We start from the raw sequence: 16,021 nt of genomic DNA, 5'->3' as shown, positions 1-16,021 counted from the left end.
TGTTACTCCTCGCCGGTCTGGGCCTGCCCTTCCACCAGCTCGCGGACAGCGTCGATGAAAGTACCGCCACGGTGAGCGTAGGAAGAGAACTGATCCATGGAAGCAGCTGCGGGAGCCATCAGCACGGTGTCGCCGGGTTCGGCAAGCTGTGCTGCTGACGCAACGGCCCGGGACATCACCTGTTCTCCGTTGCCGGGTGAACCGGCAGGAGTGCCACCGGGCGCCGAAGCAGTCTGCACTCCTTCAGTGTCGCCTGCCCCCGGTTCGATCACCGGGACATCGGGCGCGTGTCGCCGGAGGGCCTCCCGGAGCGGTGAGGTGTCTGTTCCGATCAGTACCACGGCCTTGAGCCGCGCCGCGTGGTCCCTCACCAGGTCGTCGTAGCTGACGCCCTTCGAGAGGCCGCCGGCAATCCAGACCACGTTGGTGAAGGCCGACAGGGAAGCAGACGCCGCATGCGGGTTGGTGGCCTTGGAGTCGTTGACCCAGAGGACCCCATCCATGCGGGCCACGGGCTGGATGCGGTGGTCGCCCGGGACGTAGTCCAGGATGCCTTGGCGGACCGCCTTGGCATCCACGCCGTAGGCGCGCACCAGGCCGGCGGCGGCGAGGGCGTTGGCCACCATGTGCCGTGGCGCCAGCGGACCAAGGTCGGCCATCGAGGCAAGTTCGGCGGCGCTGTTCCGGCGCTCCTCGATGAACGCCCGGTCCACCAGGAGCCCTTCCACGACTCCGAGCATGCTGACCGCGGGGGTGACTGTGGTGAAGCCGACAGCGCGGCAGCCTTCCACCACATCCGCGTTCTCCACCATGCGCTCGGTTTCCACCTGCTCCGCGTTGTAGATGCAGGCCTTCCGGGTCCGCTCGTAGACCTTGGCCTTGTCCGCAAGGTACGAGTCGTAGGAACCGTGCCAGTCCACGTGGTCTTCGGCCACGTTGAGGCAGACACTGGCTACCGGCGACACGGATTCCGCCCAGTGCAACTGGAAGCTGGAGAGCTCAACGGCGAAGACGTCGTACTCCACCGGGTCGCGCAGGGCATCCAGGATGGGGGTGCCGACGTTTCCGACCGCGATTGCCTTGAGCCCGGCGGCACGCAGCATCGATTCGGTGAGTCCAACGGTTGTCGTTTTGCCGTTCGTGCCGGTGATTGCCAGCCAGTCGGCCGTTTTCCGTCCCTCCCGGGTCCGCACGCGCCATGCCAGTTCGACGTCGCCCCAGACGGAGATGTGTGCCCGGGCTGCTGCAGCCAGGAGGGCCTGGTCCGGCCGCCATCCGGGCGATGTCACGATCAGTTCCGGAAGTTCGCCGTCGACGCGCGGTATGTGGGTGACCGCGTCCGGTCCCAGCAGCACATCGGCGGCGCCCACGATCTTGAGCGTATCGGCATGCGCACGCGCTGTTTCGCTGGTGGCGGCGTCCACCACCACCACGCGTGCACCGAGTTCAATCAGGGTGTCTGCGGCGGCGAAGCCGGACACGCCAATGCCGGTCACGACCACGCGCAGGCCGGCCCAGTCGGAGTCCCAGGAGACAAGGTTTGCCAGGCGGGGGGAAACGGTCACAGCAGTACAACCCATTCAGCGTAGAAAATGCCCAGGCCCGCGGCGACGAAGAGTCCGCCCAGGATCCAGAACCGGACAACGACGGTCACTTCGGCCCACCCCTTCAGCTCGAAGTGGTGCTGCAGCGGCGCCATCTTGAAGACGCGCTTTCCGCCAGTGGCCTTGAAGTAGCCCACCTGGATGATGACGGACAGGGTAATCAGCACGAAGAGGCCGCCCACGATGCCCAGCAGAAGCTCGGTCCGGGAGAGGATGGCGAAACCAGCCACCGCACCGCCAATGGCCAATGATCCGGTGTCGCCCATGAAGATCTTGGCCGGCGAGGTGTTCCACCAGAGGAAACCCACCAGGGCAGCACTAAGGATGGCCGCGAGCAGCGCGAGGTCCAGGGGGTCCCGGACCAGGTAGCAGCCGCTGCCGGCTTCCCTGGGTGAGCCGCAGGCTTGGTTGTTCTGCCATATGCCCATGAGCGTATACGCGCCGAACACCATGATGGATGCACCGGCGGCCAGGCCGTCAAGGCCGTCCGTAAGGTTCACGCCGTTGGTGGCGGCGGTGACGATCAGGTTGGACCAGATGACGAACAGGATTGCGCCGAGGACGGTGCCGCCAAAGGCGAGGTCGAGCCACGGCAGGTCGCGGACCAGGGAGATCTTGGTTGACGCCGGGGTCAGGCCTGCACTGTTGGGAAAGTTCAACGCCAGGACGGCGAAGATGATGCCCACGGCCGCCTGGAGGATGAGCTTCGCCTTGGCATTGAGGCCCAGGCTTCGCTGGCGCGAGATTTTGATGAAGTCGTCCAGGAAGCCCACCAGGCCCATGCCCACCATGAGGAACAGCAGGATAAGTGCTGAGGCTGAAGGCCCGGGGGAACCAGGGTTCATCATCAGCATGATGAGGTGCGTGAGTCCGTAGCTCAGCAGGACGGCGGCCACTACGACAGTTCCGCCCATGGTGGGTGTTCCACGCTTGGTGTGGTGCGACGTGGGGCCGTCGTCACGGATGAATTGGCCATAGCCGCGGTGCACCAGCAGGCGGATGAAGAGGGGCGTGCCCACCAGGGCAAACAGCAGGGCCAGGCCTGCGCCGATCAGCAGAGCAATCACAGCAGTGTGCTCCTTTCGTCGGCAGGGGTCGGGGTTGGGGGTAATGCTATCCGATCGCCCAAATGGCGCAGCCCCACACTGTTGGAGGACTTGAACAGCACCAGGTCGCCGGGTTGGAGTTCTGCGTCGAGGATTTCGTGGGCCTCATCCACAGTTTCGGCAAAGAGGCATTCGTCGCCCCAGGACCCTTCCTGTACCGCGGAGACGTAAAGGGCACGCGCTTCCCGGCCCACCACCAGCAGCCGGGAGATGTTGAGGCGCACCACCTGGGTACCCACGGCGGTGTGCTCCCGGATGGAGTCGTCCCCCAGTTCCAGCATGGCTCCCAGGACGGCCCAGGTGCGGCGGCCCCGGCCGAGGTCTGCCAGCGTTCGGAGCGCGGCGCGCATCGATTCGGGGTTGGCATTGTAGGCATCATTGATGATGGTCACGCCGTCAGGCCGCTCGGTGCGTTCCATCCGCCAGCGGCTTGCGGCTGCCTGGCTGCTGAGCGAGGCAGCAATGTGCTCTCCCGGAACTCCGGCAGCCCATGCGGCTGCCGCGGCCGCCAGCAGGTTTCCCGTGTGGTGGGCCCCGATCAGCCGGCTGCTTACGTGGAGGGGTGCATCGCCGTTGGGCAGCTGCAGGTCGAATTCGGGGCTGCCCGCGGCATTGGTGTCCGCATTGAGCGCCCGGATCTGCGCGTCCTGGCGTCCGTCGGCGGAAAAGCCGAGGACGTTGGCCGAGGTACGGCTGCGCATGGCGGCGACGCGTTCGTCGTCGAGATTGATGACGGCGGTGCCGGCGCCGGAAAGGCCTTCAACCATCTCGCCCTTGGCCAGCGCAATGTTCTCCACCCCTCCGAACTCGCCGGCATGTGCAGTGCCCACTGCCAGGACCACCCCGATGTCCGGCTTGACCATCTCCGCAAGGTAGCGGATGTGGCCGATACCCGTGGCCCCCATCTCGATGACCAGGTAGCGGGTGTCGGCGTCAGCCCGGAAGACGGTCAGCGGAACGCCCACCTCACCGTTGTAGGAGCCCTGGGGCGCGACGGTGTTGCCTTGCGTGGCCATGATCCCGGCCAACAGGTCCTTGGTGGTGGTCTTGCCGGCCGAACCGGTGATGCCCACGACGGTCAGCTGCTCCCCCGCTGCTGCACGGGCGGCACGGATGCGGCGGACTGCTTCGGCAGCCAGGGCACCCATTGCCAGGACGGCGTCGGCGACCACGATGGACGGGTAGGCGGTGCCCCCCGGAGCTTCGACCGTGCGCTCGACGAGGGCCAGGACAGCTCCGGAGGCAAAGGCGGCGTCGATGAAGTCGTGGCCGTCGGCGTGCTCGCCCGGCTTTGCGACGTAAAGCGAGCCGGGCGTGGCTTCGCGTGAATCCGTCACCACCGAGAGGGGCGTAATTCCGGGATTGGCGTCCAGGCGCCCGCTGGTGATTTCGGCGATTTCCGCCGCAGTAAATGCAATCATCTCGGTCTAGGACTCTATCCGGTCGTCATGGAGAACGTTGAATCCCCTGGCTGTCAAGGCGCTGCGCAGTTCCACCCTGTCGTCCAGCGCGAGGTTCACGCCTTTCACTTCCTGCCAGATCTCATGGCCGCGGCCGGCCACCAGGATAGTGTCCTGCGGCCGTACCAGGCCTGCGGCGTGCCGGATGGCCTCGTCCCGGGGAAAGACCTCCAGCAGGTCGGTGTCCAGGGACTCCTTTTCCACCGCTTCCCGCGCACCGGCCAGCACGTCGGCCCGGATCGCTGCTGCGTCCTCGTCGTGCGGGTCGTCGTCGGTGATGATCACGGTGTCGGCAAGCCGGGCGGCGATGGCTCCCATGGCCGGGCGCTTGCCCTGGTCGCGCTGTCCCGTGGCGCCGAAGACAACGATCAGGCGGGAGTCCTGTTCCGATGAGCGGACTGCTTCCAGGGCCCGTGCCAGGGCGTCGGTGTTGTGGGCGAAATCGACGACGGCGGCCGGCCGCTCGGCGACCAGCTGCATGCGCCCCGGCACTGCCGTGCTGAACGGATCGGCACGGTCCAGGGCGGCCTGCAGGTCGGCGGCGTCAACTCCGGACGTGAGGACCATGAGCGCCGCGAGGGCGGCGTTGGCAACGTTGAAGCTGCCGGGCAGCCCGGTGTGGACGTTCAGGACGGCACCGGAGGGCCCCGTAAGGGTGAAGTCGGTGCCGAGCCCGCGTGGCGAGGCAGCGCTGACTGTCCAGTCCGCCGTGGTCCGGCCGGTAGTGCTGAGCGTGGTGATGGGCACATCGCTGTTGCCGGCAAGGCGTTGGCCCCACTCGTCGTCGACCGTCACCACGGCCCTGCGGGCGCGGTCCGGTGTGAAGAGCTCTGCTTTTGTGGCGAAGTACCCGTCCATCGTGTGGTGCAGGTCCAGGTGGTCCTGGGTGAGGTTGGTGAACCCTGCGACGTCGAAGACCAGGCCGTCCACCCGCTGGTACGAGATCGCATGGGAGGACACCTCCATGGCAGCGGCGTCCAGCCCGCGCTGGTGCATGAGCGCCAGGAGCCCGTGAACCTCCGGGGATTCCGGCGTGGTGAGGAGGCTGGGGATGGGCTCCCCGCCGGCCAGGATCTCGATGGTGCCGATCAGGCCGGACTGCCGCCCCAGCGCGCGCAGCAGCGAGGTAATGAAGTAGGTGGTGGTGGTTTTCCCGTTGGTCCCGGTGACGCCGAAAAGCTGCAGCGGACGGCCGTCGGCGGACTGGCTCCGGTAAATCATGGCGGAGAGGGGTCCCACCTCGTTGCGCGGCTTGTCGACGACGAGCACGGGCACGGGCGTGTCCGCGGACAGGGCGAGCAGCCGCGCGCCGGCGTCGTCCGTGAGGACTGCTGCAGCCCCGGCACCGATGGCGTCCGTGGCGAAGTCGGCGCCGTGCCTGCTGGCCCCCGGCAGGGCCACGTACAGGTCGCCGGGCTCGACCGTGCGTGAGTTGATGGAGATGCCAGTGATGTCCACGTCGGCGGCTGGAGCGGGTACGGATACGCCCACGGCCTGCCCGACGGCGGCCAGCGGGACCGCCGCCACGGCTGCGGGCCGGAAGCGGCCCGGATTTTCGTCCCGCGCAGTATCGCTGCCGGGCGTGGTGAACTCTGACAAAGGGATCTCCGATGGTGCTAGTGCGTGCCCGGCATGGTTCGCGCCGGGCACTGTGAGGCGCTGGATGCTGCTGGTACTTCCGGCGGGGCGCAGCGGCTACTTGGCGTACTGCGGCATTCTGGCCGGCTGGCCGGTCGAAGGCTGGACGTTGTAGGTCCGCAGCGCCTGGCTCATGACGGACCGGAAAACCGGCCCGTTGGTAATGCCGTAGATGCTGCCCTTCGGCCGCTGGAGGACCACCTCCACAATAAACCGCGGATCATCCATCGGCGCCATTCCCACAATGGAGGCCGTGTACCCGCAGTAGCCGGACTTGCCGTCGTCGCAGGGTGATTCGGATGTCCCGGTCTTGGCTCCCACGCGGTACCCGTCGATCCCTGCGTCCTTGATCTCGCCTTCGGTGACGGCGCTTTCCAGGATGTCCTGGACCTGCTGGGCCGTGCCTTCGGAGACAATTTGGCGCGACGGCTGGGCGGGAACTTTCTCCTCGGTACCGTCAGGGGAAATGTACGAATCGATCAGCCGCGGCTGGAGCATGACGCCGTTGTTGGCGATGCTCTGGTAGGCACGGACCGTCTGGAGCGTGGACTGGGAAACGCCCTGCCCGAACAGGACGGTGTACTGCTGGCGTCCGTCCCACTGGTCCGGGGGCGTGAGGATGCCCGCTGCCGTGGCGGGCAGCCCGATGTCCGGAGCCTCGCCGATCCCGAACTTCTTCAGCCAGTCGTACCGCTGCTCCTTGCTGAGCCGCTGCCCCGCCATGACCGTTCCGGTATTCATGGAATAGCCGATGATGCCCGCCAGCGTCCGTTCCTCCGTGCCGTGGGCAAACGCGTCACTGAAGGTCTGGCCGTCCACGGTGTAGGTGGGCGGAATGGTGAAGTGGTCCAGGGGGCTGGCAAGTCCTTCATCGATCACGGCCGCCGCCGTCATCATCTTCTCCACCGAACCGGGCTCATAAGCCGCAGTTACGGACCGGACGCCACGGTCCTTGGCTGCCACCAGGCCGGGGTTGTTGGGGTCCGGGGAGTTGGTGTCGGCCAGGGCAAGCAGGTTCCCGGTCTTGGCGTCCATCACGATGATGACGCCCCATTCGGCACTGAGTTTGTCCGCCTGGCTCTGGACTGCCTGCTGCGCAAAATACTGAAGATCCGAGTTGAGCGTGAGCTTGACGTCCTTGCCGTTCTGCGGCGGGGTCAGCTCGTCCAGACCCACCGGGATGCGGAGCCCGTCGGCGCCGATCTCGAACAGGCGCTTGCCGTCCTTGCCCTTGAGCTGGTCGTCCTGCGTCTGCTCGATCCCGGCCAGGCCGGTGGTGCCGTCCTGGAGGAAGCCGACAACTCCGCCTGCCACGGCACCGTTCGGGTAGACGCGTTTGCTCACACCCTCGGCGACAATGCCGGGAACCTGGAGCTTGGAGATACGGTCCTCGACGTCAGGCTTTACGTCCTTGGCCACAATGTAATAGGGCTGTTCCCCTGTCACCGCGTCACGGACGGCGTTGGTGTCCATGCCCAGCGCGGCGGCAAGTTCGGAAATTGCCTGGTCGCGGCTGACATCCACCAGCTTGTCGTGGCCGTCGGCCTGGGGCTCCAGCCGCTTGTAGGCCTCTGTTTTCGTGTTGACACGCTGGTCAACCACAATGTTGTAACGGATCACGCTGTTGGCCAGGACGGTGCCGCGGGAGTCCAGGATACTGCCCCGCTCAGCCGGAAGGATCGCCGAGGTCATCCGGCTGTTCAGTGCCGCCTCGGCCATGCCGCCGACGTCGAGCCCCTGGACCAGGAAGAGCTTCCCGCCCACCACCAGCAGGAGCGTGAGCATGACGCCCAGCCCCAGGCGCAAGCGCTTGGTGGCGTTCGGTGCCTTGCTTTTTCCTGCCTTGCCGGTCGTCTCCGCCACCGTGATATTCCTTGCTGCTCGACGCTGCTGCCTGTCCTGCCTGCTGGCCTACTGTCCGGGGACCTTCTGCTGGGGCGCCGGGACGGAGCCGCCGTGAAGCTCGGGGGCCGGAGCGGCTGCGGCGGCCTGGGCGGCAGCCGCCTGGGCAGCATCCGCGGAGGGAGCGGCGGCAGGAGCCTTGCCGGCATCCGGCGTCGTGGCCTTATCCGCCGCCGCGTCCTTGGACTGTCCATCCTTGGACTTTGGATCCTTGGACTTGGCATCCTTGGAGTTCGCATCCTTTGAATCTGCGCTCTGGGACGCGGGCGGCACAATCAGCTGGCCTGCCACTGCCGGCGACGGAATGACGGCTCCTGATGCTGCGCCCTTGACCGCCGGGGTCGCTTTCCCGGTCACTGACAGCGTGGACAGGTCGATTTGGCCCTTGACGGTGGATGCCACCATTCCCAGTTCGGTGGCCTTGGCCGCCAGGTTCTGCGGGGCCTCGAAACTCTGCACCTGCTGGGTGAGGTCCTGGTTCGTCTTGGTCAGTGTGCTCTGTTTGGCACGCAGCTCCACCAACTGGTACTGCGCCGTGGACACCGAGATATTCAGGACCAGCACCGCCATCAACGCTACGGCGAGCATGGCGAAGCACAGGACCACGAACGGCGCCCGGCGCTTTCGCGGCGCCGTGCGGACCACGGAAAGCGGGGTGCGGCCCTTCCGGCCCCCGGCCTGTTCAGCCGCACGCCTGGTGTCGGCCGCCGAACTGCCGGAGACAACGGGAAAGTTCTTGACGGCGGCGGTGCTCATGCAGCTCTCCTGGCTCTGATACGTTCTGCCGCGCGAAGCCTGGCGGAGGCAGCGCGTGGATTTTCGGCGATTTCGACGGCGGTGGGCACCTCGGTGCCCTTGGTCAAGGTCTTGAGTTCGGGTTTGTGCTCTTCCAGCTCAACGGGGAAGCCAAGCGGAGCAGAAGACTTGGAGCGGGCCTGGAAAACGCCTTTGACAATCTTGTCTTCCAGCGAGTGGTAGGACATGACCACGATGCGGCCGCCGAGGGCCAGGGAAGCGACGGCAGCGGGAACGGCACGTTCCAGGACGTCGAGTTCCTCGTTGACCTCGATCCTCAGGGCCTGGAAAGTCCGCTTGGCAGGATGTCCACCTGACTTCGCCGCCGAGGCGGGAACCACGGAACGGATCTGCTCCACCAGTTCGCCCGTGGTGGTGAATGGCTTGACGGCACGCGCCGCGACGATCCTGTTGGCGATCCGGCCGGCGAACTTTTCCTCGCCCCATTTGCGGATGATCCGGACCAGGTCCTCTTCGCTGTAAGTGTTGACGACGTCCGCTGCGGTCTGGCCCCGGCTGGTATCCATGCGCATGTCCAGAGGCGCATCAAAGGAGTAGGCGAAACCGCGCCCCCGCTCATCCAGCTGCAGGGACGAAACACCCAGGTCCATCAGGATTCCGTGGACTTCAGGTACACCGAGGTCTTCCAGGACGTCCTGGATTTCGTCGTACACGGCGTGGACCAGGTCAGTCCGCGCGGAGAACGGAGCGAGCCGCTCTCCCGCCAGGGCCAGTGCTTCCTCATCACGGTCAATGCCGATGAGGTGGAGGTCGGGGAAGCGCTGGAGCATTGCCTCGGAGTGACCGCCCATGCCCAGGGTTGCATCAACGGCAATGGGGGTCTCACCGCGCAGTCTTGCTGCTTCGAATCCCGGTGCCAACAAATTGATGCACCGGTCGCGAAGGACCGGCACATGGCGTTCGGACGTGGGCTTGGGTTGATCGGTCATGCCTGGTCCTTTCCCGCCGTCGTTGTCACCTGCTGTTCCTTGGACCAGATCCCCATCCGCGCCTACCGTTCCGCCCGCCTGGCTCCGGGGAAGGTGAGCCAGGTTGGCAGCCGATGGGCCGGCTGGAGATCTCATCCAAGAAACCCCTGCTGCCCCGCTCCGGAATTCAGAGAATGCCCGGAATGGGATCGTCAGTTTCGGAGAAGGCTGTCTCCTTCTCCGCAAGGTATTCATTCCAAGCCTGGGCGTCCCAGATCTCGGCGCGGGTACCGGCGCCGATAACGGCGAGTTCCCTTCCGAGTCCTGCATACTCCCGGAGCGCCGGTGGAATGGTCACGCGCCCCTGCTTGTCAGGTACCTCATCCGAGGCTCCAGAGAGAAATACGCGGATATAGTCACGCGCCTGCTTGGAGGAGATTGGTGCCTCCCGCATCTGCTCGTGGACCCGTGCAAATTCCTTCTCGCTGAAGACGTAGATGCAACGTTCCTGGCCCCTTGTGAGCACCAGACCGCTGGCAAGCTCCTCACGGAACTTGGCGGGGAGAATGATCCGTCCCTTTTCATCCAGACGCGGCGAGTGAGTGCCCAGAAACACTGGCCCACCGCCTGTCCGCCGTCAGGAACTGCACATCCCCTATGTTGCAACCACCCTCTTATGTCCTCCACATTACTCCACTTTCCACCACAGTCAACGCAAAACGCTTCTTGCAGCGGGCGGATTGTGGGAAAAGGGCCTTGAAACGGCGGGGATTTGGGGCGGTGGTGGAAAGTGGAGGACTTTTCGCATGAAGTGGGCAAGCCGCTGCCATGGATGCGTTACGAGGCAGGCTTGGAATAGCCCCTTAAACACGAAAAGACCCGCCGTAGCGGGTCTTTTCGTGCCATCCCCTTCTGTCAGGGGAGCGAAGTGGAGGAGCCTGGCACCCGGGGTCCTTACTGCTTACGGCTCACCCCGGCGGCGCTCGTCCCAGCGCTCTTCAAGGTTGCTCATGAACGAACTCCGTTGCTTGCCGGGTTTCCCCCCTCCGGCCTTGGCCCCGCCCGTTCCGCGGGAACTGCGCATGGTGGCGAAGTAGACTCCCCCGCCCATCACCACGAAGCCCAGCACGCCGACGAAAATGTTCTGGAGCGTGACACCGACCAGCAGCAGGAAGACGCCGGCAAGGGCGCAGAGAACCCCAATAACCACATGCCTCGTGGACCAGGAACGTCCCGGGTCCGAACCCATTGAGTTCGCGAACTTCGGGTCGTCCTCGTGAAGCTGCTTTTCAAGCTGCTCAAGCAGCTTCTGTTCGTGCTCCGACAGCGGCATCACGACCTCCTTTTGTAGGCCAACGTCCGGGCTGATCCCAGCCACTACTTCTACACCGTTGAAACGCCTGCTGTTGCTGGAAAGTTCCCGCCTCGCCGACAGTGGCCAAAACAGGAATGCAGCATGCGTTCGCGGGAGCGGGAGCATGTCCAAGAGGGTCCGGCAGTAAGTCCATTCACTCGAAAACTATGTATCTATAAGGATAGATTGTTGAGGCCTGATCTGAAAGACGGCAATGACTTTGCCGGACCCCTTAGGCGGGCCGCTGCGAACCGTCTACCGGCCGGTTTTCCTGCTCCATCAGGCGGGCGGGCAGGACGGACTTGCTGCCGAATTTGCGCGCCACCTCGTCCAGTGCCTGTTCAGCTGCCCGCCAGTTCTCTTCCCTGCGGTCAATGCTTAGCTGGAGCGAGGTGCGGGCCGCTTCCTCCAACTGCTCAGCCCTGACCCCCACCAGCCGCACAGCCATGGGCCGGGTCCCCACCGACTCCAGGAGCTGGAGTGCCACCGCATAGACCAGCTGGGCACTATCCACCGGCGTCTGGACCGTCCTGCTGCGCGTGATGGTGGAAAAGTCGGCGAAACGCAGCTTCAGCGCTACGGTCCGGGCCACCATTCCGGAGCTCCGGAGGCGGGTGGCGGTGCGGTGGGAGAGCCGCAGCAGTTCCCGGCGAAGGAGGGCATCATCAGTGGTGTCTACCGCAAAGGTCTCTTCGGCACCAATGCTCTTTTCCAGGCGCACCGGGGTAACGGGACGGGGATCGATTCCCCAGGCAAGCTGGTGCACGTGTTCGCCGGTGGCGCCAAGGACCTTTTTCAAGGAGGACACGGGGGTCGCCGCAACGTCCGCCACAGTCCTGATCCCCATCTTCGCGAGAACCTCCCCGGTCTTGGCGCCAACGCCCCAGAGGGCACCTACCGGCAGGCTGTGAAGGTATGGAACGGTTTCGTCCGGGCCGATGAGCAGCAGGCCGTCGGGCTTGCACCGCGTGGAGGCGACCTTCGCCACGAACTTGGTTTCCGCGATCCCCACCGATGCAGTGATGCCAAGTTCAGCTGCCACCCGCCGGCGGATGAGCTCACCGATTCCCCTGGGCGGCCCCAGACGCCGCAGTGCTCCGGTAACGTCAAGGAAGGCCTCGTCAACGCTGAGCGGCTCGACGAGGCCGGTAATGGACTCAAAGATGGCCATCAGTTGCCCGGACACCTCGTAGTACAGCTTGTGCCGGGGTTCAATGACCACCGCCCGTGGGCACATCCGCATTGCCACAGCCATGGGCATTGCCGATTTGACGCCAAAGGCGCGGGCCTCGTAGGACCCCGAGAGGACCACCGAACGCTCCCCGGGGAAGCCGACAATGACGGGCTTGCCGCGGAGCTCCGGGCGCGTCCGGAGCTCCACCGAAACGAAGAAAGCATCCATGTCCACATGCATGATGCACGTGGGCCTGCGGCCCGGAGGGCGCGCGGCGGATGGCTGGTTCATACCTGCGGGCCCCACGGATCCAATCCTATCGGTTCGCCGGACTGCCCGGTTTGTCAGGACCGCAGGTCAGGCTGGCTAAACTGGAGGCTGGTTCCGCCAACAACACCAGGAGGAAAGTCTCTGTGACGGCTATTGGAAACTTCAAGCCGGCTGGCCTGGCCGCACTTGCCGCCATCGGGGCACTGACCCTGGCGGCATGCAGCCAGACCCCGTCCGGACAGGCAGAGCCAAATCCCTCCACGTCCGTTGCTGCCACCCAATCCACCCTGACCGCCTCCCCCAGCCCGTCGCCGTCGCCCAACACCTCCGCAACAGTCGGAGCCGTGGTGGAAGGGTTCCCTCAGCAACTCCTGCCCCTGATGCCGGGGGCGACCGTGGTATCCAGCAGCTTTGACAAAGCTAAAGCGCCTGCAACAGCCGCAATGGTGGGGAGCGTCAAGGCCCCCACGGCCTCCGTCCTGGACTTCTATTCAAAGACTCTGGAAGGCCAGGGTTTCAAGGCCGTTCCCGGCGACAAAGTGGGCGCAGTCGCTTCGAAGGATTTCGTCCGCGGTGACAACGAGACCGTCAACCTCTCCGTGGTCGAGGCCGCCGGTGTTTCCACTTTCACCATCGGTGCCAACGTGGCAGTCGAGTCAGCCAAGTGACCGCCGCGGAGCAGTTGCGGAATGAACAGGCTGATTTCGTTGCGGGGGTTGCCGGCGAGCTGACCAGTTTCCTCACGGCACGACAGTCGGTCATGTCCGGCATTTCCCCGGACATTGAGCCCATCATGGGCTCAATCTCGAATTTGGTGACGGGCGGCAAGCGCCTGCGTGCCCTGATGTGCTACTGGGGCTGGCGGGGCGCCGGCGGTGAGGCCGGGGCCAGCCAGGTGGTCACGGCCGGCGCAGCGCTTGAGCTGTTCCAGGCCGCCGCCCTGATCCACGACGACATCATCGACCGTTCGGACACCCGGCGGGGAGGCCCCAGCGTCCACCGCCGCTTCAGCCAGCTGCACACTTCCCAGGGGTGGGCACTGGACAGCGAACGGTTTGGCCAGGCGGCCGCCATCCTGGCGGGTGACCTTTGCCTGTCCTTCAGCGAAGAGGCGTTCACCGATATCGGCGAGCGGGCGGCATCCGGAAGCAGGGCCAGGCTGATCTTCAACCTGATGCGCGCCGAGGTCATGGCCGGTCAGTACCTGGACATCCTGGAAGAAGTGGCCGGTCCAGTCCGGGACCGCGCGGGTGCCGTCGGCAGGGCGCAGTCCATCATCAGGTTCAAGAGCGCCAAGTACTCCACGGAGCACCCACTGGCATTGGGCGGAGCCCTGGCCGGAGCGTCCAATGACCTGCTCCGCGGCTACTCCTCATTCGCCCTCCCCCTCGGCGAAGCGTTCCAGCTCCGCGACGACGTCCTGGGGGTATTTGGAGATCCGCTCACTACAGGCAAGCCGGCCGGCGACGATTTGCGTGAAGGGAAGCGGACCGTTCTGGTGGCCCTCGCACTGGACCAGGCTTCGCCGGAAGAGTCCGCCTTCATTGATGCCAGCCTCGGCAGGCCGGACCTGTCCGAATCCGACATCGTCGAAATCCGCCGGATTATCGAGGACTCAGGGGCACTGCAGGCCACCGAAGTCCTAATTAACGAATTCGGCGCGGCAGCATTTGATGCCCTGGACGGGCTTGAGTTGGAAGAATTGCCTAAGACTGCCCTGCGGAGGCTGGCTGAAGCGACCGTCAGCCGAGCCTCCTGATCCCGGCGGCTACCAGGCCAAGGTCTGGGCCCTGCGCCTGATTTCGGTCTTGCGGCCTTCCCGCAGGGCATCGATAGGGCGGCCGCGAAGCGACTCGTCGGCGGTAAAAAGCCACACAATAAGGTCCTCGTCCGAATAACCGGCATCTGCCAGCACCACGATGGTCCCCTTAAGGCTGTCCACCACCTGGCCGTCCTGGATAAATTCCGCGGGAACCGACCGGATCTTCCGGTCTCCAACGCGCAATGCCGCGAGGGCGTGTTCGTCGATCAGGCTGTGGACCTTGGTGACGGAAACATCCAATAAACGGGCTACGTCGGGCAGCGGCAACCACTGGCCCACCAGGTTTTCTACGTTATTCACGGATCAAGGTTGCCACGCGGCGCGCCTTCGCGCCTAGTCCGGGCAAATCATTCCGCTCTTGGCCTGCGGACACTCCCATAAAGAGGGCATTACGCGGAATCCGAAAATTGTTGTGCTAATCCAAAATTCGTGAGAGATTCACATTCATCACAGTTGTAACACTAATAACTTAAGTCACAGTAGTATCAAGATTGACAGCGGCATCCCCGCCCGCGTCCGCACCCGCAGTTGAGAAGAGGATTCCTTCCGATGACGATGTCCCGCTCGCCCAAGCAGCCCCCCAAGCCGAGTCTGCCCATGATTGCCGCCACCACTGCGGCACTGCCAGCGGTCGTACTGTCATCATTGGCCCTTGCCCAGCCTGCTGCCGCACAGCAGCCGGCCCGGAATATCCCCAGCAGCCTGGCAGCAGCAATGAAGGCCCAGGCTGCAGCAAAAGCGGCCGGAGCAGTCATCCCCGCTGCTGTTGTCTCCACCACCATTCCGGCGGCCTTCAAGCCCGCGCAGCCGGCCGCCCCGGCGGAGTACACGATTGTCCGGGGTGACACAGTCAGCGCCATCGCCGGCCGCTTCGGCTTGGACACCGGGGAAATCCTCAAGCTCAACAACCTGCAGGCCAACACCATCATTTACCCGGGCCAGAAGCTCAAGCTGTCCGGCTCGGCCCAACCGGCCGCACCTGCGGCCGCTCCTGCACCGGCGGCTGCCCCGGCAGCTCCTTCCCCTGCAGGCGGGGCAACTTACACGGTGAAACCGGGCGACACCCTGGGTGCCATAGCGGCAAAGCACAACGTGGCGCTTTCCGACGTCTTCGCCTGGAACAACCTCTCCATGCGCTCGATCATTTACCCGGGGCAGAAGATCAAGGTGGGCGGCGGAGACCCCGCCCCTGCCCCGGCCGCCCCCGCCCCTGCCGCACCGGCACCGCTGGCAGCCACCTCAGCACCGGCAGCGGGTTCCTACACCATCAAAGCCGGCGACACGCTCTCGGCAATTGCTTCCCGGAACGGAGTGAAGCTCGCCGACCTGCTCTCCGCGAACAAGCTGGGCATGACCAGCATCATCTACCCCGGCAGCAAGCTGGTGATTCCCGGCGCCTCCGCCCAGCCCGCTCCCCAGCCGGCACCCGCGGCGCCGCAGGCTCCCGCCGCGCCCCTGGTCCCCAGCTCCTTCCTTGGCTTCAGCTACCCGGCCGCTGTGGTCAGCTCGGCGAATGAGAATAAGGCATTGCTGAATGCCTCGCCTGTTCCCTCGCGGGAGGAAATGAAGAACATCGTGGCCGACACCGCACGCCGGATGGGTGTTGATCCTTCCCTGGCCCTTGCCTTCGCCTTCCAGGAATCGGGTTTCAACCAGCGCGCCGTGTCACCGGCCAACGCCATCGGCACCATGCAGGTCATCCCCAGTTCCGGGCAGTGGGCGTCGGACCTGGTGGGACGGAAGCTGAACCTCCTGGACCCGTACGACAACGCCACAGCCGGCGTGGCCATCATCCGGCAGCTGCTGGCAACCAGCAAGGACCAGGACACTGCTATTGCGGGTTACTACCAGGGCCAGTACTCGGTGAGCAAGTACGGCATGTACGACGACACCAAGGCCTACCTCGCCGCCATCAAGGCGCACCAGAAGAACTTCCGCTGAGCCTCGCCACTGGCCGGTTCCTGCGC

The 16,021-nt window shown here is 65.2% G+C and carries 14 protein-coding genes; 3 read left to right on the top strand and 11 right to left on the bottom strand.

The genetic code is table 11. From position 1 onward, the window contains the following. Positions 1–2 precede the first annotated feature (2 nt). From murD to dinB, 10 genes are all read right to left on the bottom strand, one after another. Positions 3–1,580 carry a UDP-N-acetylmuramoyl-L-alanine--D-glutamate ligase gene (gene murD, locus ACR65K_RS19805; protein ID WP_056331686.1) on the bottom strand — a complete coding sequence of 526 codons (1,578 nt, stop codon included), beginning with the start codon at positions 1,578–1,580 and terminating at the stop codon, positions 3–5. Beyond that, positions 1,562–2,671 carry a phospho-N-acetylmuramoyl-pentapeptide-transferase gene (gene mraY, locus ACR65K_RS19800; protein ID WP_056331687.1) on the bottom strand — a complete coding sequence of 370 codons (1,110 nt, stop codon included), beginning with the start codon at positions 2,669–2,671 and terminating at the stop codon, positions 1,562–1,564. The genes murD and mraY overlap by 19 nt, the downstream gene beginning before the upstream one ends. Further along, positions 2,668–4,131 (bottom strand): UDP-N-acetylmuramoyl-tripeptide--D-alanyl-D-alanine ligase, encoded by a 1,464-nt coding sequence (locus ACR65K_RS19795; protein ID WP_056331689.1) that lies wholly within the window; start codon positions 4,129–4,131, stop codon positions 2,668–2,670. Before ACR65K_RS19795 ends, mraY begins: the two co-directional genes overlap by 4 nt. Before the next feature lie 6 nt (positions 4,132–4,137). Then, the gene (locus ACR65K_RS19790) at positions 4,138–5,769 is read right to left on the bottom strand and encodes a UDP-N-acetylmuramoyl-L-alanyl-D-glutamate--2,6-diaminopimelate ligase (RefSeq protein WP_440154641.1); all 1,632 of its coding nucleotides are present in this window, start codon (positions 5,767–5,769) and stop codon (positions 4,138–4,140) included. A gap of 96 nt (positions 5,770–5,865) precedes the next feature. Beyond that, positions 5,866–7,671 (bottom strand): peptidoglycan D,D-transpeptidase FtsI family protein, encoded by a 1,806-nt coding sequence (locus tag ACR65K_RS19785; RefSeq protein WP_440154640.1) that lies wholly within the window; start codon positions 7,669–7,671, stop codon positions 5,866–5,868. A gap of 48 nt (positions 7,672–7,719) precedes the next feature. Continuing rightward, the gene (gene ftsL, locus ACR65K_RS19780) at positions 7,720–8,466 is read right to left on the bottom strand and encodes a cell division protein FtsL (RefSeq protein WP_440154639.1); all 747 of its coding nucleotides are present in this window, start codon (positions 8,464–8,466) and stop codon (positions 7,720–7,722) included. After that, a complete protein-coding gene (gene rsmH / locus ACR65K_RS19775) occupies positions 8,463–9,455 on the bottom strand; it encodes a 16S rRNA (cytosine(1402)-N(4))-methyltransferase RsmH (RefSeq protein WP_440154638.1) in 993 nt (330 codons plus the stop codon). The genes ftsL and rsmH overlap by 4 nt, the downstream gene beginning before the upstream one ends. 166 nt (positions 9,456–9,621) lie before the next feature. After that, complete coding sequence (gene mraZ, locus ACR65K_RS19770) at positions 9,622–10,050, bottom strand: division/cell wall cluster transcriptional repressor MraZ (protein WP_018763545.1); 429 nt, start codon at positions 10,048–10,050, stop codon at positions 9,622–9,624. A 345-nt stretch (positions 10,051–10,395) separates the two neighbouring features. Next, a complete protein-coding gene (locus tag ACR65K_RS19765) occupies positions 10,396–10,767 on the bottom strand; it encodes an SCO2097 family morphological protein (protein WP_056331699.1) in 372 nt (123 codons plus the stop codon). Between the two features lie 253 nt (positions 10,768–11,020). Beyond that, the gene (gene dinB, locus ACR65K_RS19760) at positions 11,021–12,253 is read right to left on the bottom strand and encodes a DNA polymerase IV (RefSeq protein ID WP_440154637.1); all 1,233 of its coding nucleotides are present in this window, start codon (positions 12,251–12,253) and stop codon (positions 11,021–11,023) included. Between the two features lie 122 nt (positions 12,254–12,375). On the opposite strand from dinB, the gene ACR65K_RS19755 reads away from it, so the two are divergent. Next, a complete protein-coding gene (locus ACR65K_RS19755) occupies positions 12,376–12,900 on the top strand; it encodes a hypothetical protein (protein WP_440154636.1) in 525 nt (174 codons plus the stop codon). Continuing rightward, positions 12,897–13,991: a polyprenyl synthetase family protein gene (locus tag ACR65K_RS19750; RefSeq protein ID WP_056331704.1), complete on the top strand. Its 1,095-nt coding sequence runs from the start codon at positions 12,897–12,899 to the stop codon at positions 13,989–13,991. The genes ACR65K_RS19755 and ACR65K_RS19750 overlap by 4 nt, the downstream gene beginning before the upstream one ends. A 9-nt stretch (positions 13,992–14,000) precedes the next feature. Here the strand turns inward: ACR65K_RS19750 and ACR65K_RS19745 are convergent, their stop codons facing one another. Then, the gene (locus ACR65K_RS19745) at positions 14,001–14,354 is read right to left on the bottom strand and encodes an Rv2175c family DNA-binding protein (RefSeq protein ID WP_056331706.1); all 354 of its coding nucleotides are present in this window, start codon (positions 14,352–14,354) and stop codon (positions 14,001–14,003) included. Positions 14,355–14,603: 249 nt separating this feature from the next. On the opposite strand from ACR65K_RS19745, the gene ACR65K_RS19740 reads away from it, so the two are divergent. Further along, a complete protein-coding gene (locus tag ACR65K_RS19740; protein ID WP_440154635.1) occupies positions 14,604–15,995 on the top strand; it encodes a lytic transglycosylase in 1,392 nt (463 codons plus the stop codon). Positions 15,996–16,021: the final 26 nt, after the last annotated feature.

This window comes from Arthrobacter sp. SAFR-179, from assembly GCF_059414945.1.
This window is presented reverse-complemented; position numbering and strand designations above follow the sequence as displayed.

What these genes read in the sequence shown, in the direction of transcription:
- ftsL (WP_440154639.1), bottom strand. Translation starts at nt 8,466, where the DNA reads ATGAGCACCGCCGCCGTCAAGAACTTTCCCGTTGTCTCCGGCAGTTCG.
- ACR65K_RS19765 (WP_056331699.1), bottom strand. Translation starts at nt 10,767, where the DNA reads ATGCCGCTGTCGGAGCACGAACAGAAGCTGCTTGAGCAGCTTGAAAAG.
- rsmH (WP_440154638.1), bottom strand. Translation starts at nt 9,455, where the DNA reads ATGACCGATCAACCCAAGCCCACGTCCGAACGCCATGTGCCGGTCCTT.
- ACR65K_RS19795 (WP_056331689.1), bottom strand. Translation starts at nt 4,131, where the DNA reads ATGATTGCATTTACTGCGGCGGAAATCGCCGAAATCACCAGCGGGCGC.
- murD (WP_056331686.1), bottom strand. Translation starts at nt 1,580, where the DNA reads ATGGGTTGTACTGCTGTGACCGTTTCCCCCCGCCTGGCAAACCTTGTC.
- ACR65K_RS19740 (WP_440154635.1), top strand. Translation starts at nt 14,604, where the DNA reads ATGACGATGTCCCGCTCGCCCAAGCAGCCCCCCAAGCCGAGTCTGCCC.
- dinB (WP_440154637.1), bottom strand. Translation starts at nt 12,253, where the DNA reads ATGAACCAGCCATCCGCCGCGCGCCCTCCGGGCCGCAGGCCCACGTGC.